Source organism: Bradyrhizobium amphicarpaeae (assembly GCF_002266435.3).
Taxonomy (GTDB): domain Bacteria; phylum Pseudomonadota; class Alphaproteobacteria; order Rhizobiales; family Xanthobacteraceae; genus Bradyrhizobium; species Bradyrhizobium amphicarpaeae.
In genome coordinates this window covers 844897-862916 of the sequence record NZ_CP029426.2, presented here as the reverse complement: position 1 = coordinate 862916, position 18020 = coordinate 844897, and the positions used below count along the sequence as shown (strand labels likewise).

Annotated in this window: 12 protein-coding genes; 6 read left to right on the top strand and 6 right to left on the bottom strand. The window is 65.3% G+C overall.

Annotated features, from left to right (window positions below; translation table 11 throughout):
- Positions 1-76 precede the first annotated feature (76 nt).
- Both CIT40_RS04170 and CIT40_RS04165 read left to right on the top strand, forming a co-directional pair.
- Positions 77-2227, top strand: coding sequence for a methyl-accepting chemotaxis protein (locus tag CIT40_RS04170; protein WP_094895862.1), 2151 nt, complete (start codon positions 77-79; stop codon positions 2225-2227).
- Between the two features lie 135 nt (positions 2228-2362).
- On the top strand, positions 2363-3424 hold the full coding sequence (locus tag CIT40_RS04165) for an MBL fold metallo-hydrolase (protein WP_094895861.1): 1062 nt from the start codon (positions 2363-2365) through the stop codon (positions 3422-3424).
- Positions 3425-3483: 59 nt separating this feature from the next.
- Here CIT40_RS04165 and aroQ read toward each other — a convergent pair whose 3' ends face one another.
- Entirely contained in the window at positions 3484-3915 is a 432-nt protein-coding gene (gene aroQ / locus CIT40_RS04160) for a type II 3-dehydroquinate dehydratase (protein WP_094895860.1), read from the bottom strand.
- Positions 3916-4255: 340 nt separating this feature from the next.
- Here aroQ and hemA point away from each other — a divergent pair, with 340 nt between their 5' ends.
- The gene (gene hemA, locus CIT40_RS04155; protein ID WP_094895859.1) at positions 4256-5485 is read left to right on the top strand and encodes a 5-aminolevulinate synthase; all 1230 of its coding nucleotides are present in this window, start codon (positions 4256-4258) and stop codon (positions 5483-5485) included.
- Positions 5486-5802: 317 nt separating this feature from the next.
- The gene (locus tag CIT40_RS04150) at positions 5803-9312 is read left to right on the top strand and encodes a PAS domain-containing hybrid sensor histidine kinase/response regulator (RefSeq protein ID WP_094895858.1); all 3510 of its coding nucleotides are present in this window, start codon (positions 5803-5805) and stop codon (positions 9310-9312) included.
- 6 nt (positions 9313-9318) lie between these two features.
- On the opposite strand, the gene CIT40_RS04145 is transcribed toward CIT40_RS04150, so the two are convergent.
- The 4 genes from CIT40_RS04145 to CIT40_RS04130 all read right to left on the bottom strand — a co-directional run bounded on the left by CIT40_RS04145 (position 9319) and on the right by CIT40_RS04130 (position 12277).
- Positions 9319-10143, bottom strand: a complete 825-nt coding sequence (locus tag CIT40_RS04145; protein ID WP_094896024.1) for an SDR family NAD(P)-dependent oxidoreductase — start codon at positions 10141-10143, stop codon at positions 9319-9321.
- Between the two features lie 17 nt (positions 10144-10160).
- Complete coding sequence (locus CIT40_RS04140; RefSeq protein WP_094895857.1) at positions 10161-10724, bottom strand: cytochrome P460 family protein; 564 nt, start codon at positions 10722-10724, stop codon at positions 10161-10163.
- A gap of 72 nt (positions 10725-10796) precedes the next feature.
- Positions 10797-11825, bottom strand: a complete 1029-nt coding sequence (locus CIT40_RS04135; RefSeq protein ID WP_094895856.1) for an alpha/beta fold hydrolase — start codon at positions 11823-11825, stop codon at positions 10797-10799.
- 32 nt (positions 11826-11857) lie between these two features.
- Positions 11858-12277, bottom strand: a complete 420-nt coding sequence (locus CIT40_RS04130; protein WP_094895855.1) for an organic hydroperoxide resistance protein — start codon at positions 12275-12277, stop codon at positions 11858-11860.
- Between the two features lie 197 nt (positions 12278-12474).
- On the opposite strand from CIT40_RS04130, the gene CIT40_RS04125 reads away from it, so the two are divergent.
- Positions 12475-15315 (top strand): ATP-binding protein, encoded by a 2841-nt coding sequence (locus CIT40_RS04125; protein ID WP_094895854.1) that lies wholly within the window; start codon positions 12475-12477, stop codon positions 15313-15315.
- Between the two features lie 5 nt (positions 15316-15320).
- Here CIT40_RS04125 and CIT40_RS04120 read toward each other — a convergent pair whose 3' ends face one another.
- Positions 15321-15992, bottom strand: coding sequence for a response regulator (locus CIT40_RS04120; protein WP_094896023.1), 672 nt, complete (start codon positions 15990-15992; stop codon positions 15321-15323).
- 342 nt (positions 15993-16334) lie between these two features.
- On the opposite strand from CIT40_RS04120, the gene CIT40_RS04115 reads away from it, so the two are divergent.
- Positions 16335-17960, top strand: a complete 1626-nt coding sequence (locus CIT40_RS04115; protein ID WP_193550902.1) for an MFS transporter — start codon at positions 16335-16337, stop codon at positions 17958-17960.
- The last annotated feature ends 60 nt before the right edge of the window (positions 17961-18020 follow it).

The following is an 18020-nucleotide window of genomic DNA, read 5'->3' as shown; positions in this document are numbered from 1 at the left end:
CGGAGATTGCGAATTTTTAACCCGCGGTGCGGATACTGCCGGCCACAACCAGAAGCAAGATGTTGGGGGAATTTCGATGGCGATCCGTCTGGGGCTTGGCCGCTTGGGCCGTTTTCTGCCTCGCTTCAAACTGCCGGCCTGGGGCGTGCGTGGCAGCCTGTTCGCGGCCTTTGCGGTGGTCGCGGGCATGGGCCTCGTGATCGCGGCCGGCGCCGGCCTGGCGCTGCAGAATCTCGGCGGACGGATGACCGAACTGAGCGGACGGGACATTCCGCGCCTAGCCGCCAGCCTGCAATTGTCGGCATTGAGTGCGAGCCTTGCGGCACAAGGACCGGCCCTGCTCGCGGCGCAAAACGAGGAAGCCCTGAACGAGCGCACCAAGAAGCTCAAGGAATTGCAGGAGCAGACCCAGCAGAAGCTGACCGAGATCATCCAGCTCGGCGGTGACAAGACCGTCGTCGCCGGCCTCAGCGAAACGATGAAGAGCATCAACGAGGCGGCCCAGAGCCTGGCCAAGGCCGCCCGCGAACGGCTGGACATTGCCGCCCTTCACGACAAGCAATATGACGCGCTGCGCAACGCGCAAGGCGCCTTCGTCGGCGCGGCCAGCCCGGCCATGCTGGACGCCCAGACCCGGGTCAATGCCATTCTCGGCTCGGCCGACCTGTCCGCCGCGGATGCCAGCGACGCCGCACAGACCGTCGGCCAGCTCGGCAACGTCGTCGCCAGCGGCAATCTCGCCGCCGCCGACATGAGTGCGGCGCTGTCGGCCAACACCAGCGACAAGCTCGACGACATCCAGAAGGGATTCAAGACGGCCCAGGGCCGCCTGCGCTCCAACCTCGATCTGCTGCCCGACAACCAGGGCAACAAGATGCTGCGCGAGACGGCGGAGAAGCTGCTCGCGCTCGGCACCGGCAAGACCGGCGTGTTCAATCTGCGTGAGAAGGAGCTCGACTCCGTCGACTACGGCCAGACCATCCTTGACGAGACCCGCAAGCTCAATGTCGGCCTCGGCATCAGCGTGCAGCAACTCGTCGACGGCGTGCAGAAGGAGACCAACGCCTCGACCTCCCAGGCGCAGCAGGAGACCTCGCTGGCGACGACCGTGATGCTGGCGCTGGGGGCCTTGATGCTGGTCGGCTCGGCGCTGTTCGTCTGGCTCTATGTCGGCCGAAACATCCTGCGCCGGATCACCGGCCTGCAACGCGCCATGCAGTTGCTCTCGGCCGGCGACCTCGAGACCGAGATCGCGCGCGCCAAGAACAATGACGAGATCGGCGCGATGAACGACACGCTGACCGTGTTCCGCGACAGCATGATCGAAGCCCGGGCGCTCGCCGCCGATCAGGACAAGGACCGGATCGCCAAGGCGGAGCGGGCCGCGCGCATGGAAGCCAAGATCGCCGAATTCGAAAACACGGTGCGCTCGGCGCTCGACAATCTGGCGCAGTCGGCCAATTCGATGCAGTCGACCGCGCAGAGCATGTCGACCACCGCCGATCAGTCCAACGCGCTGGTCAACGCAGTCGCCTCCGCCGCCGAGGAGACCTCGGTCAACGTGCAGACCGTGTCATCGGGGACCGAGCAATTGTCGTCCTCGATCGAGGAGATCAGCAAGCAGGTCGTGACCTCGGCCGCGATCGCCAAGAAGGCGGTCGACGAGGCCGGCGCGACCGACGCCACGGTGCAGGGCCTCGCCGACAGCGCGAGCCGCATCAGCGTCGTGGTCGACCTGATCCAGACCATCGCCTCGCAGACCAACCTGCTCGCGCTCAACGCCACCATCGAGGCGGCGCGTGCGGGCGAGGCCGGCCGCGGCTTCGCGGTGGTCGCCTCCGAGGTGAAGAGCCTCGCGAGCCAGACCGCCAAGGCGACGGAGGAGATCCGCACCCAGATCGCCAGCATGCAGGACATCACGACGTCGGCGGTCGGCGCCATCCAGGGCATCGGCCGGATCATCGGCGAGATCGACGACGTGACCACGACGATTGCGGCCGCGGTCGAGGAGCAGGGCGCGGCGACCCGCGAGATCGCCCGCAACATCCAGCACGCGGCCGGCGGCACCAGCGAGGTCTCCAGCAACATCGTCGGCGTCTCCACCGCCTCCGCCGAAGCCGGTGCCGCGGCAAACGAAGTGCTGAGCGCCTCCGACGCGCTCCGGCGCGAAGCCGACATGCTGCGCGGAGAAATCGACGCGTTCCTCAACAACATGCGGGCGGCGTAAGCCGTTCGTCGGTAGCCCGGATGGAGCGAGCGTAATCCGGGCTACGGAAAACTGCCCCGGAATGACCGCCATGCGAGCGGGCCGCGCAGCCTTTTTCGGCTGGCGCCCCGGTCGCGGCGGGTTTAAGCCGATAGCATGAACGCGAAAACCGACACCGCGCAGTCCTCGGCCGAGGCCCTGCGCTATCCCTGGGAACAGCACCCCGGCCACGACGAGGTCGTCGAGGTCAGGCCCGGCGTATTGTGGGCGCGGCTGAAGCTGCCGTTCCGCCTCAACCACGTGAACATCTACCTGCTCGCCGACGGCGACGGCTATGCGATGGTGGACACCGGCTTCGGCAACGAGGAGACGATCGAGGCCTGGACCAAGCTGTTCGACGGACCGCTGAAGGGCGTCCACATCACGCGCCTGATCGTCACCCACTCCCACCCCGACCATGTCGGGCTTGCAGGCTGGGTCGTCGAGCGGTTCAACTGCCAGCTGGTGATGTCGCAGGTCGAATATCTGCAATCGGTTTATCACCAGAACCGCGGCACCGCGGAGCGTCAGGAAGCGCAGCGGCTGTTCTTCCGTCGCCACGGCATGGACGAGTCGCTCACCGAAAAGCTGCTAGGCCGCGGCCAGGACTATCTCAAGCGCGTCTCGGTACTGCCGCCCTCCTACCGTCGCATCTCGCACGGCGAGGACGTCGTAATCGGCACGCGCCGCTTCAAGGTGATCACCGGCGGCGGCCACGCGCTCGACCAGGTGATGCTGTATTGCGCCGACGACAAGCTATTCCTCTCCGCCGACCAGGTGCTGAGCAAGATCTCGCCCAATGTCAGCGTCTGGGCGGTCGAGCCCGACCAGAACTCGCTCGGCGAATACCTGGCCTCGCTGGCCAGCCTCACCACGACGCTGCCCTATGACGTCCTGGTGCTGCCCGGCCACGGCGTGCCGTTCTACGGATTGAAGACCCGCATCAAGCAACTCGCCGACCACCATGAAGAGCGCTGCCGCCTGATCGCGGAAGCCTGCCGCGAGGTGCCGCAGACCTCGCGCGCGCTGGTGCCCGTCGTGTTCAACAAGCATGTGCTCGACGAGCACCAGATGGGCTTTGCCGCCGGCGAGCTCGTCGCGCACGTCAACTACATGATCGTCGAAGGACGGCTGACGGCGGAGACGAAGGACGGCGTGCTGCAGTTCAAGACGACGTAAGGTTTTCTTCGCCTCTCCCCGCTTGCGGAGCGAGGAGCGCATCGTGGTCTTGAGACACCTCACTTCATGTTCGCGATCGCGTGCAGCGCCGCGATGTAGCCGAACGGGCCCAGCCCACAAATCACCCCGGTCGCCACGAACGAAATCTTGGAGTGGCGGTGATATTCGTCGCGGGCGTGGATGTTGGAGATGTGGACTTCCAGCACCGGACCTTCGAACGTCTTGATCGCGTCCATGATCGAGACCGAGGTGAAGGAGAAGCCGGCCGGATTGATGATGATGGCATCGGCGTCCTGCCGCGCCGACTGGATCAGGTCGACCAGCACGCCTTCATGGTTGGATTGGTGGAAGGCGAGCTGGAGCCCGAGCGGTGCGGCAGCCGCCTCGCAGTTCGCGTTGACCTCGGCGAGCGTCGTGATGCCGTAGATGTGCGGCTCGCGGATGCCGAGCATGTTGAGGTTGGGACCGTTGAGGATCATCACGCGCTTCATGGAAGGGTCCTTTCGAAGACCTGGTTGAGCATGCTCTCCGGGCAAATGGCGCATGCGCTGCGAAATTCGGATTGATCGGGCCGGCAGCAGCGTCAAGGAAAGCGCGTGCCGGGGGCCGCCAAGGAAGACCGAGCTGGCCAAAATCCGCCACCCGCGGATGCTGCAGAGCAACATCATATGTTGCGCAAACTTGATCGGGATCAAATTTCAAATCGCACGATAGGGCATTTTGCCCAAATGCTCCTCACGGCCAAATGTGGGATAGCGCATAGACATTGGAGCTGGAAAAGCTCTAAGAAGATGCGGCCCTCTTGGTCAGTTCCGTCTTAGGTTTTCGCCGATGGATTACAACGAGTTCTTCGATTCCGCCCTCGATCGTCTCCACGCCGAGCGCCGCTACCGGGTTTTCGCCGACTTGGAGCGCACGGCCGGCCGATTCCCGCACGCGGTCTGGCACTCGCCCAAGGGCAAGAGCGACGTCGTGATCTGGTGCTCCAACGATTATCTCGGCATGGGCCAGCACCCGAAGGTGGTCGGCGCCATGGTCGAGACCGCGACGCGCGTCGGCACCGGCGCCGGCGGCACCCGCAACATCGCCGGCACGCATCATCCGCTGGTCCAGCTCGAGGCCGAGCTCGCCGATCTCCACGGCAAGGAAGCCGCGCTGCTGTTCACCTCGGGCTATGTCTCGAACCAGACCGGCATCCCGACCATCGCAAAGCTCCTTCCGAACTGCCTCATCCTCTCGGACGAGCTCAACCACAATTCGATGATCGAAGGCATCCGCCAGTCCGGCTGCGAGCGTGTCGTGTTCCGCCACAACGATGTTGCGCATCTGGAGCAGCTGTTGAAAGCGGCCGACCCGAAGCGGCCGAAGCTGATCGTCTGCGAGAGCCTCTATTCCATGGACGGCGACGTCGCTCCGCTCGCCAGGATCTGCGATCTCGCCGAGAAGTACGACGCCATGACTTATGTCGACGAGGTCCACGCGGTCGGCATGTACGGCCCGCGCGGCGGCGGCATTGCCGAGCGTGACGGCGTCATGCATCGCATCGACATCCTCGAAGGCACGCTGGCGAAAGCCTTTGGCTGCCTCGGCGGCTACATCGCCGCCAACGGCCAGATCATCGACGCCGTGCGCTCCTATGCGCCTGGCTTCATCTTCACCACCGCGCTGCCACCGGCGATCTGCTCGGCCGCGACCGCCGCGATCAAGCATCTGAAGACCTCGAACTGGGAGCGCGAGCGCCACCAGGATCGTGCCGCCCGCGTCAAGGCGATCCTCAACGCCGCCGGCCTGCCTGTGATGTCGAGCGACACCCACATCGTACCGTTGTTCATCGGCGATGCCGAGAAGTGCAAGCAGGCGTCCGACCTGCTGCTGGAAGAGCACGGCATCTACATCCAGCCGATCAACTATCCAACGGTCGCCAAGGGCAGCGAGCGGCTGCGCATCACGCCCTCGCCCTATCACGACGACGGCCTGATCGATCAGCTCGCCGAAGCCCTGCTGCAGGTGTGGGACCGTCTCGGCCTGCCGCTGCGCGCGAAGTCGCTGGCGGCGGAGTAGGCGTTCTTCAACCCTCCCTGGAGGGCGAGGGTCGGCTCACGTCAAGCGTAGCGCAATGTGAGACGGGGTGGGGTGAAGGTCTTTCCCCGCCAAGACTACCCGTGTGGAAAGATCACCCCGGCCCGCTCGCGCTGCGCGCGAGCGACCCTGCCCCTCCAGGGGAGGGTAGGACGCTGCCGCACGTCCTCACCTTAACGACACCCCCAGTTCCCGCCTTCAGCCGGCATTTCGCTGTCGCCTCCTCTCGTCCAACGCGCTAGGTTTGCAGCGAAAATTAGATCGGGCGCGATGGCGCCCAGGGAGAAGCGCACCTCGCCATGCTGCACGACTGGGGCGTGATCGCCGCCGCCTTCGGCTATATCGGCTTCCTGTTCCTGGTGGCGAGCCATGGCGACCGCCGCTCGCCGGCCGGGCGCGGGCGTGCCCCCGGGCTGATCTATCCGCTCTCGCTGGCGATCTACTGCACCTCCTGGACATTTTTCGGCTCGGTCGGCTTCGCCACCCGTACCTCGACCGACTTCCTCGCCATCTATGTCGGCCCGATCCTGATGATCGGGCTGGGGGCCGGCGTACTCCGCCGCGTAATCCAGCTGGCGAAGGCCCACAACATCACCTCGATCGCCGACTTCATCGGGGCCCGCTACGGCAAGAGCCAGGCGGTGGCGGCGACGGTGGCGCTGATCGCGATCATCGGATCGGTGCCCTACATCGCACTGCAGCTCAAGGCGGTGGCGTCCTCGCTTGAGACGATCCTGAGCGAAGACCAGGCCTTCTCCCACATCCCGATCGTCGGCGACGTCGCGCTGATGGTGACGCTGGCGATGGCGGCCTTCGCCGTGCTTTTCGGCACGCGGCAGACCGACGCCACCGAGCACCAGCACGGATTGATGCTGGCGGTGGCGACCGAATCCATCATCAAGCTGGTCGCCTTCCTCGCCGCCGGCATCTTCGTCACCTTCTGGATGTTCTCACCGCACGAATTGATCGAGCGCGCCATGAAGACGCCGGAAGCGGTGCGCGCCATCAATTATTCGCCGTCGATCGGCAACTTCCTCACCATGACGCTGCTGTCGCTCTGCGCGATCATGCTGCTGCCGCGCCAGTTCCACGTCAGTGTGGTCGAGAACTCCTCCGACGCCGAGGTCGGCCGCGCGCGCTGGCTGTTCCCGCTCTACCTCGTCGCCATCAATCTGTTCGTGATCCCGATCGCGCTCGCCGGCCTCGTCAGCTTCCCGTTCGGCGCGGCCGACCCCGATATGTACGTACTGGCGCTGCCGATGGAGGGCGGTGCGGGGCTTCTCAGCGTCGCCATTTTCGTCGGCGGCCTGTCGGCGGCGACCGCGATGGTGATCGTCGAATGCGTCGCGCTCTCGATCATGGTCTCGAACGACCTCGTGGTGCCGCTGGTGCTGCAGCGACGGCCGGAGGGACGCACCGGCGGCGCCGATTTCAGCGACTTCCTGCTGCGCTCGCGGCGGCTCGCGATCTTCGCCATCATGGTGATGGCCTATTTCTACTACCGCGCGCTCGGCAATACCCAGCTCGCGGCGATCGGCCTGCTCTCCTTTGCCGCCATCGCCCAGCTTGCGCCGAGCTTCTTCGGCGGTCTGCTGTGGCGGCGCGCGACCGCGCGCGGCGCGATCGGCGGCATGCTGGTCGGCTTCGTCGTGTGGCTCTACACGCTGTTCATCCCGAGTTTCATGGATTCCTCGACATCGGGCATCCTGCTGCTGCAGCACGGCCCGTTCGGCATCGAGGCGCTGCGGCCGCAGGCGCTGTTCGGCGCCGATCTGTCTCCCCTGATGCACGGCGTGATCTGGTCGCTGTCGCTCAACATCCTGACCTATGTACTGCTGTCGCTGGCGCGCCGGCCGTCGTCCATCGAGCTGTTGCAGGCCGATCTGTTCGTGCCCAACACGCTCGCGCCGATCTCGCCGAGCTTCCGCCGCTGGCGCACCACCGTCACCGTGCAGGACATCCAGACCACGGTGGCGCAATATCTGGGACCCGAGCGCGCCCGGCATTCCTTCGAGGCATTCTCGGCGCGGCGCAACGTTCGGCTGGAGACCGGAGCGCCCGCCGATTTCGAGCTGCTGCAGCACGCCGAGCATTTGATCGCCTCCTCGATCGGCGCTGCCTCCTCGCGCCTCGTGATGTCGCTGTTGCTGCGCAAGCGCACCGTCTCGGCGAAGGCCGCGCTCAAACTGCTCGACGACTCGCACGCGGCCCTGCATTTCAACCGCGAGATCCTGCAGACCGCGCTCAACCACGTGCGCCAGGGCATCGCCGTGTTCGACGCCGACCTGCAGCTGATCTGCTCCAACCGGCAGTTCGGCGATCTCCTCAACGTGCCCCCGCACATCGTCCAGTTCGGCACGCCGCTGCGCGAGATCCTGGAATTCATCGGCGTGAGCGATCCGGACGACCCGGTCGAGCGCGAGACCATGCTGGAGCGGCGCCTCGCCGCCTACACCACCGACAGCGAGCCATATCTGGAACGACTGCCGGAACGCCACATGGTGATCGAGGTGCTCACCAACCGCATGCCGGGCAGCGGCTTCGTCATCACCTTCACCGATGTCACGCCGACCTTCGAGGCGGCGGAAGCGCTGGAGCGCGCCAATGCGACGCTGGAAAAGCGCGTGCGCGACCGCACCGAGGAATTGACGCGGCTGAACTCCGAGCTGGCACTGGCCAAGAGCGCGGCGGAAGACGCCAGCATCTCCAAGACACGCTTCCTTGCGGCGGCCAGCCACGACATTCTCCAGCCGCTGAACGCGGCGCGGCTCTATGTCACGAGCCTGGTCGAGCGACAGCACAGCGGCGAGGAGACGCGGCTGGTCGAGAACATCGACGAATCGCTGCAAGCGATCGAGGAAATCCTCGGCGCGCTGCTCGACATCTCGCGGCTGGATGCCGGCGCGATGGCGACCTCGATCTCGAGTTTCAAGATGGCCGACCTGATGCGCTCGCTGGAGATCGAGTTCGCGCCGATCGCGCGCGCCAAGAATCTGAAGCTCGCGTTCGTGCCCTGCTCGCTGCCGGTCGAATCGGACCGGCTGCTGCTGCGTCGCCTGCTGCAGAACCTGATCTCGAACGCGATCAAATACACCCCTCGCGGCCGCGTGCTGGTCGGCTGCCGCCGGCAAGGCCCGTCGCTCAAGATCTGCGTCTACGACACCGGCGTCGGCATCCCACAGGTCAAGCGCGGCGAGATCTTCAAGGAATTCCACCGCCTCGAGCAGGGCGCGCGGATCGCGCGCGGGCTGGGGCTCGGCCTGTCGATCGTCGAACGGCTGGCGCGCGTGCTCAAGCACGGCATCGCCATCGACGGCAATAAAAGCGGTGGCTCGGTCTTCTCCGTGACGGTGCCGACGGCGAAGGCGATCACCCACACCGCCGCCGTGACCAGCGCGACGCCGCTGGCGCGCACGCCGATCTCGGGCGCGCTCATCGTGTGCATCGAGAACGACGCCGCGATCCTCGACGGCATGCGCACGCTGCTGAAGGCCTGGGACGCCGAGGTGATCGCGGTCGCCGATCCCGAGGGCGCGATCGCCGCGATCGAAGCCGCCGGACGGCGCGTCACCGGTCTCCTTGTCGACTATCATCTCGACCGCGGCAACGGCATCGCGGCCATCCGCGAGATCCGCCGCCGTTTCGGCGACGCAATCCCTGCGATCCTGATCACCGCCGACCGCAGCCCCGCCGTGCAGGTGGCCGCACGCGACGAGAAGGTCGCGGTGCTGAACAAGCCGGTGAAGCCGGCGTCGCTGCGCGCGCTGCTCGGGCAGTGGCGCACGCAGCAGATGGTGGCGGCGGAGTAAAGCGCTTCAGTAATCCGTCGACACGCTGAGTGTGCGCCAGCTCTCGAGCTCTTCGAGACGTTTCCGGTCAGTCGTGGAGATGGCGTTGACGGCATCGCTGCCGAGCGCGATGCGCAAGGGTGGTCGATCCATCTCGACGATCTCCAGGAGAACTGCTGCCGCCTTCGCGGGGTCGCCGGGCTGGCGGCCGTCGTAGTCTCGCTGCATCCTGACGGCCGCGCCGACGACGGCATCATACTCGGTACGCCCCTCTCCGGTCGCGTGCGCGGTCTGTGCGAAGCCGGTCCTGAAACCGCCGGGCTCGACAATCGTCACGTGGACGCCAATCAGCGCCATCTCGCGCGCCAGCGACTCCGAGAAGCCTTCGATGCCCCATTTCGCCGCGGAATAGGCGGCGCGGGCGGGAGCACCGATCCGTCCGCCGACGGACGAGACCTGCACGATATGGCCGCGGCGCTGACGACGCAGCACGGGGATCGCCGCCTTGGTGACGATGATGGTGCCGATCAGGTTGACCTCGATCTGCTGCCGGAAAGACGCCAGGGTGGTGTCCTCGACCGACCCGAGCTCGCCGTAGCCGGCGTTATTCACGACGACATCGATGTCGCCATATGCCTCCACGGCGAGACCGATCGCGGCCTGCGCGGCGGCATCATCGGTCACGTCGAGCTTTGCCAGCCGCAATCGCTCCCCGAAACGTTCAAGCAAGGGTTCGAGCGGAACCGTGTCGCGCGCGGAAGCGACGACACGATTTCCCGCCGCGAGCGCAGCTTCCGTGAGCGCGCGGCCAAGTCCGCGCGAGCTGCCGCTGATGAACCAGGTCTTCGACATTATCGTTTCCGGGCGCTTCACGGCGCCAGCCGCGTGAAGACGTAATCCCGGTTCTTGACCCGCGCTTCGTGGCAGGCGAAGCAGGTACGGTGCTGGGCCTCGTCGACCGGCTTGCCGTTGATGAAACGGCCGAAACCCCAGCCGCCGGTCGCGGCATATTTTTGGGAATCCTTGACCATCACCTGCACGGTGGTCGCGGCGCCAGGAACCGTCGCGGATGCGAAATCAGACGATTGCTTCCGCTTCCAAGCGCGCTTGACCAGGATGGTGCCGTCGGGGAACGGCAGCTTTCCGGCCTGATAGGCGTCGATTGCGGTCTGGTTGCCGACGACAGCGCGAAGCTCGTCGAGCGGGGCGGCCTCCTCTGCCGGCGCGATCAACTCCCACTGCTTGTAGCCGGGCGGAAGCGTGACACCGAAGATCGGCGACGCGTCGGTCGTAGCACGTTCCGCCGCCTCCTCCGCAAGCGCGACCGTAACGAGATAGGGCACGCATGTCAGGAGAACCACGATCACAATCGCAGCGAGCACGATCACCGTCGGGAACGACGATCTCTTCTCTTCAGTTTCAGTCGACGTCATGATGTTTCACCGGGGTGGGATTAACGAATGTCCTCGATCCAGGCGAGGCTGGACCGAGGCACTGACGATTACTCAAGCGCCGTCGGCGTCGATGACAGCCTTGGCAAAGGCCTGCGGCGCCTCCTGCGGCAGATTGTGGCCGATACCGCCGGTGATCAGCCGAAATTCGTATCGGCCGGAAAATTTCTTGGCATAGGCGCTGGGGTCGGGGTGCGGTGCACCGTTGGCGTCGCCTTCCATCGTGATCGTCGGGACGTTGATGACTGGAACTGCCGCGAGTTTCTTTTCAAGCTCCTCGTATTTCGCTTCACCCTTGGCGAGCCCCAGCCGCCAGCGGTAATTGTGGATCGTGATCGCGACATGATCCTTGTTGTCGAGCGACGCCGCGCTCCGGGCGAAGGTGGCGTCGTCGAACTTCCATTGCGGGGAAGCGAGCTTCCAGATCAGTTTTGCGAAATCGTGCGTGTACTTCTCGTATCCGGCCCGGCCACGCTCAGTCGCGAAATAGAACTGATACCACCATTGCAGCTCGGCCGATGGCGGCAGCGGCGCGTTGCCGGCGGCCTGGCTGGAGATCAGATAGCCGCTGACTGACACCAGCGCGCGGCAGCGCTCCGGCCACAGCGCGGCGATGATGTCGGCGGTGCGCGCGCCCCAGTCGAAGCCGGCGACGACCGCCTTCTTGATGTCGAGCTTGTCCATCAGCGCGATGATGTCCGCCGCCATGGCGGCGGGCTCGCCATTGCGCAGCGTCTCGCCGGAGAGGAAATGCGTCGATCCGTAACCGCGCAGATAAGGAATGATGACGCGATAGCCGGCCTTGGCGAGGATCGGCGCAACATCGACGAAGGCGTGAATGTCGTAGGGCCAGCCATGCAGCAGGATCGCGACGGGACCGATGGACGGGCCGGCCTCGGCATAGCCGACATTGAGAACGCCGGCGTCGATCTGCTTGATCGTTCCGAACGACGCATTCGATACCGAAGGGCCCGGCGCTTCCGTCTCGGCGCGGGCGAAGTCGACGATGCCGAGACCGACAGTGACGGTTCCTGCGGCGACGCCAAAGAATTTGCGGCGGTTCCGATCGATGATTTGCTTCATGGTGGTGTACCTCGTTGGTCGTTGGTGGCGCGTCAGATCAGTGCAACCGTGACGTCGATATTGCCGCGCACGGCGACGGAGTAAGGACAGGTCTGGTGGGCATCATCGATGATCCCGCGCGCGACCTCGGGATCGAGCCCCGGCAGGCTGACATTGAGGCGCGCCCTTAGAGAGAAGGTGCCCTCATCGAGGAGAAGATCGATTTCCGCATCGATCGCGCTTTTTCTCGGAAGCACGATTTTCCGCTTGCGCGCGGCAACCTCCATCGCGCCTTCGAAGCAGGCCGACCAGCCGGCCGCGAACAATTGCTCGGGATTGGTGCCGATGCCTGCGCCACCCGGCGGCGACAGCCTGACGTCGAGGCGGCCATCGGAGCTGCGTGATATGCCGTCGTGTCGCCCGCCGCTGGTGTGGGTCATGGCCGTGTAGAGTGTTTTCGCCGCTTGTGTCATGAACGTCTCCTTGCCGTCGAAGCAATGACTAGCAGCGACCGTCCGAGCATACCCGTTTGGACTTGTGAGAAATTATGAGGTCGTCACGCGGGCGCCTCACAAGGCCTGCATGCGCGGTCTGATGCCGATGCAGGTGCGCACTTGCCCGGTCGTCGCCATCTGGCTATCCGGTCGGTTCGAAGGGATCAGATTTCACCATGACCGAGCCGGCCAGTACCGCGACGGGAACTTTATCGTTCGGGCCGTTCACCGTAACGCCACATGAGCGGCTCGTTGCGCGCAATGGCGTTGCGCTGCCGCTCGGCGCAAAAGCCTTCGACACGCTGATCGCGCTGATGTCGCGGCCGAACGCAGTCGTCAGCAAATGGGATCTGATGGCACTGGTGTGGCCCGGCATCACCGTTGATGAAGCCAATTTGCGCTTCCACGTCGCCGCACTGCGCAAGGCGCTCGGCGACGGCAAGGACGGCGCCCGCTACATCACCACGCTCTCGGGCCGAGGCTATTGTTTCGTCGCACCGATTGAGCAAACGGAGATTCGCGCAGAGCCGCGCGCGACGCCAAACCTGGATCCGCCACCCGTAAAACTCCCCAACCGTCTGCTCCGGATGGTCGGGCGCGAGGAAGCAATCGCCGCCATCTCGGACAGGCTTATCGCCTCCCGTTTCGTCACAATCGCAGGCCCCGGCGGCGTCGGCAAGACCGCCGTCGCGGTGGCGATCGCTCACGACCTCCTCGAAACATTCTGCGACGCCGCGCATTTCGTTGATCTTGCCGCGCTCAGCGATCCCGATCTCGTGATCACCTCGATTCTGCTGATGCTGGGCCTGCCGGCGCAGACCGACGATCCTCTCCCCGCATTGCTTGCGCATCTCCGGGACAAACGGATGCTGCTCATTCTGGACAATTGCGAGCACGTCATCGGCGCAGCGGCACCGTTGGCGGCGGAGATCTTTCACGGCGCACCGCATGTCCACATCCTCGCCACGAGCCGCGAGTCTCTGCGCGTCGAGGGCGAACAGGTGTATCGGCTGGCGCCACTTGCCGTTCCGCCCGACGATGCCGGGATGACAGCCGCGTCGGCCCAGACCTATCCAGCATTGCAATTGTTCCTCGAACGTGCGACGGCCGGCGGCGCGCAGATCTTACTCGACGATGCAAATGCTGCGATCATCGCGAACATCTGCCGCAAGCTCGACGGAATGGCGCTGGCAATCGAGCTCGCCGCCGGCCGGGTCGAAGCCTACGGCCTGGAGCAGACGGCGGCGCTGCTCGACGAACGCCTCAATCTGGTCTGGCAGGGCCAACGCACCGCGCCGCCGCGGCAGAAGACGCTGCACGCGACGCTGGACTGGAGCTACAGCCTCCTGTCCGACACCGAGCGGCTCGTGCTGCGCCGGCTCGCGGTTTTTGCCGGTCACTTCACCATCGACGCCGCCCTCGAGGTGGTGCCGGACGACCGCGTCGACCGCTCCCGCCTGTTCGACGCCATCGACGGTCTCGTCGCCAAGTCGATGGTTGCGCCGCGCCCGATCGGCGCCATGATGCGCTACCGCCTGCTCGACACCACGCGCGCCTATCTGCTCGAGATCGATCCTTTCGACGCCGCACTCTCCGCCCGCCACGCGACCTATTACCGACAGTGGCTGGAACAGGCCGGCACGACATGGGCGACGCTGCCGAGCGCCGACGAGCGCGCGGTCCACTTCTCCGCGCTTCACAATGTTCGGGCGGCGCTCGACTGGTGCTTCGGCGCAAGCGGCGACATCGTTGCCGGCATCGCGCTTGCCGCCGCTGCGGCACCGATCTTCCTTGCGATGTCGCTGCTGACCGAATGCCGCCGCTGGTCGGAACGGAGCTTGCTTGCGATAGATCCGTCCTCGCGCGGCAGCGCCGAGGAGATGCACATCCAGGCTGCGCTCGGGCTGACCTTGATGTTCACCCGCGGCGGCAGCGAGGCGGCGCATGCTGCGTTGCGCAGGGCCCTTGCGCTCGCCGAGGCGCGCGGCGATGCGCCGAACCAGCTCCAGTTGCTCGGCCGCATGCATATCTTTCACGAGCGGATGGGACAGTTCGACGCCGCGCTCGGTTACGCCCAGCAAAGTCTCGCGGTCGCCCAAACGCTCGGCGATGCCGACTCGATCGCCCTCGCTCATTCGCTGCTGGGCGTGTCCTTGCATCTGGCCGGCGAGCATCGCGAAGCGATGGCCATGCTGGAGACTGCCTGGCGGGGGCCGGGCACAGAACGGATCAGCACGGTCCACGGCTTCGATCATCGCAATCGCGCCGGCATCTCGCTCGCGCGCGAACTCTGGCTCCAGGGCCGGCCCGCGGATGCACAGCGGCTGGCGCGTCAGACCATCGACGAAGCCGCGCAGATGGATCATCCGATCACACTCTGCATCGCGCTGATCTGGGCGGTCTCGATCGATCTGTGGAATGGCGACCTCGACGGCGCCGAAACGAACATCGACCGTTTCATCGCGCATGCCAATTCGCGTTCGATGGGTCCCTATCTCGCGGTCGGTCGCGGCGTCAAAGGCGAGATCGCGATCCGACGCGGAAATGCGACCGATGGCGTCGAGACGATCAGGGCCTGCCTGCGCGAACTCCACGATGCGGGCTACGAGCTGCTCACCACGACGTTCAACATCGCGCTGGTCCAAGGCCTGTTGGTACTCGGTCGGATCGAGCAGAGCGCAGGCCTGATCGACGACGCGATCCGCCTCGTCGCGCGAAGTGGCGATCACCTCTACATGCCCGAACTGCTGCGCATGAAGGGCAAGGTCCTGTCGCACCAGTTGGTACCGCGGATCGACAAGGCCGAGGCCTGCCTGATGCAGGCGTTGGACCTCAGCCGCACGAAGGGGGCGAAAGCGTGGGAGTTGCGTGCGGCAACCGATCTGGCGCAGCTTCTTGTCGTCCGGCGTCGTCATCAGGACGCAAGGCTATTGCTCCAATCGGCGCGCGACGGTTTCGCTGCAGGTTCCGAGACTGAAGATATCGGGGCCGCGGATGCGCTCCTGAGGACGCTGTAGCAGCCTCACCCCGCCGGCGTGCCCTGCTTCCACTGCCCGCCGGCGATCTTCGCTGCGGCGATAACCGCCTGCGTCCGGCTCTCGACGCCGAGCTTTTGCAGGATGGCCGAGACATGCGCCTTGATGGTGGCCTCGGAGACGCCGAGCTCGTAAGCGATCTGCTTGTTGAGCAACCCTTCCGACAGCATCATCAGCACGCGGACCTGCTGCGGCGTCAGAGTCACCAGGCGGTCGCGCAGGCGCGTCATGTCGGGATCGGCCGCCGCCGACAGATCGGTATCGGCGGGAACCCAGACGTCGCCCTCCATCACCTTGAGGATGGCATCGCGCAGGGTCTCGACGCCAAAACGCTTCGGAATGAAGCCGGAGGCGCCGAAATCGAGGGAGCGGCGGATCGTGGGGCTGTCGTCCGACGCCGAGACGATCACCACCGGGATCGCCGGATATTGCGCGCGCAGATAGATCAGGCCGGAAAAGCCCGAGATCCCGGGCATCGAGAGGTCGAGCAGGATCAGGTCGACACCCGAGGTCTGTTCCAGGAGCTTGGTCAGATCCTCGAACGACCCGGCTTCGTCGATCCTGGCCGTGGTCAGGACGCCGGCCACCGCCTGTCGCAGCGCGTCCCGGAAAAGCGGATGGTCATCGGCGATGACGAGATGGGTCGAGGGAGCGTTCATCGTTCTCTTGCTGTCGTTCACGCCGGGCGGCGAGTCAACGCCGCAGCCTCCCAATTCTTCCCTGAGCAGCCGTGGCATGCAAGGGCACATTATTCCTTTGCCGCAGAGGGGTTAATCCCCAAGCCGCACGGCTGCCCACCAGCGCCCGATACCGCTGCGTCAGCTACGCGTCAGTGCGCAAGGCCGAAAGTCGTATTGGGGCGGGTTTCACGCCGATGTTACCTTGTGGGCAAGACTTGGGTTGATCCGGCATGGCCGGACATCCAGGGCGCGAGGAAACGCATTTCGGGGAGCGATTCAAACATGTCGACAATGGCTGTGTCTCAAACACGTGCGGGAGGGATGACGAAGGACGAACGGTTCGTCATTCTCGCCTCCTCGCTTGGTACCGTTTTCGAATGGTACGATTTCTATCTTTACGGATCGCTGGCCGGCATCATCGGCGCGCAGTTCTTCTCGGCCTATCCGCCGGCAACCCGCGACATCTTCGCGCTGCTGGCTTTCGCCGCCGGCTTCCTCGTGCGTCCGTTCGGCGCCATCGTGTTCGGCCGGGTCGGCGACATCGTCGGCCGCAAATACACCTTTCTCGTCACCATCCTGATCATGGGCCTGTCGACCTTCATCGTCGGCCTGCTGCCCAACGCGGCGACCATCGGCATCGCGGCCCCGATCATCCTGATCGCGCTGCGCCTCGCCCAGGGTCTGGCGCTCGGCGGTGAATATGGCGGTGCGGCCACTTACGTCGCGGAGCATGCTCCGAACGGCAAGCGGGGCTATTACACCTCCTTCATCCAGACGACGGCGACGCTCGGCCTGTTCCTGTCGCTGCTGGTGATCCTGTTCACCCGCTCCGCACTCGGCGAAACCGAGTTTGCGGCCTGGGGCTGGCGCATTCCGTTCCTGGTCTCGGTGCTGCTGCTCGGCGTCTCGGTCTGGATCCGGCTGCGGCTGAACGAATCGCCGATCTTCCAGAAGATGAAGGACGAGGGCAAGAGCTCGAAGGCGCCGCTGACGGAAGCCTTCGGCAACTGGCAGAACGGCAAGCTCGTGCTGCTCGCGCTGCTCGGCGGCGTGATGGGCCAGGGCGTGGTCTGGTACACCGGCCAGTTCTACGCGCTGTTCTTCCTGCAATCGATCCTGAAGGTCGACGGCTACACCGCCAACCTCCTGATCGCCTGGTCGCTGCTGCTCGGCACCGGCTTCTTCATCGTGTTCGGCATGCTGTCCGACAAGATCGGCCGCAAGCCGATCATCCTCGGCGGCTGCCTGATCGCGGCGCTGACCTTCTTCCCGATCTTCAAGATGATCACCACCAACGCCAACCCGGCGCTGGAAAAGGCGATCGAATCGGTCAAGGTCGAGGTGGTGGCTGATCCCGCGGGCTGCGGCGACCTGTTCAACCCGGTCGGCACCCGCGTCTTCACCGCGCCTTGCGACACCGCACGTGCCTTCCTGTCGCAGTCGTCGGTCAAGTACTCGACCAGCCCAGGCGCCGCCGGCTCGGGCGTGAAGGTGATGGTCAATGGCAAGGATGTCGCCTACGCCAACGCCAAGGACGGCAACCCGGCAGTCCTCGCCGCCGTGCAGGCCGCCGGCTATCCGAAGGCCGGCGACGCCGGCATCGTGAAGATGGCACATCCGTTCGACATCTTCCGTCCGCAGGTGGCCGCGGTCGTCGGGCTGCTGTTCGTCCTGGTGCTGTTCGTCACCATGGTGTACGGCCCGATCGCCGCGATGCTGGTCGAACTGTTTCCGACCCGCATCCGCTACACCTCGATGTCGCTGCCCTACCACATCGGCAACGGCTGGTTCGGCGGCCTGTTGCCGGCGACGGCCTTCGCCATCGTGGCCTCGACCGGCGATATCTATGCCGGTCTCTGGTATCCGGTCATCTTCGCATCGATCACCGTCGTGATCGGCTTGTTCTTCCTGCCGGAGACCAAGGACGTCGACATCAAGGCGACCTGATCGAAAGCACCGATCGCAACCAATACGAACCGGCCGCGGTCTCCGCGGCCGGTTTTGCTT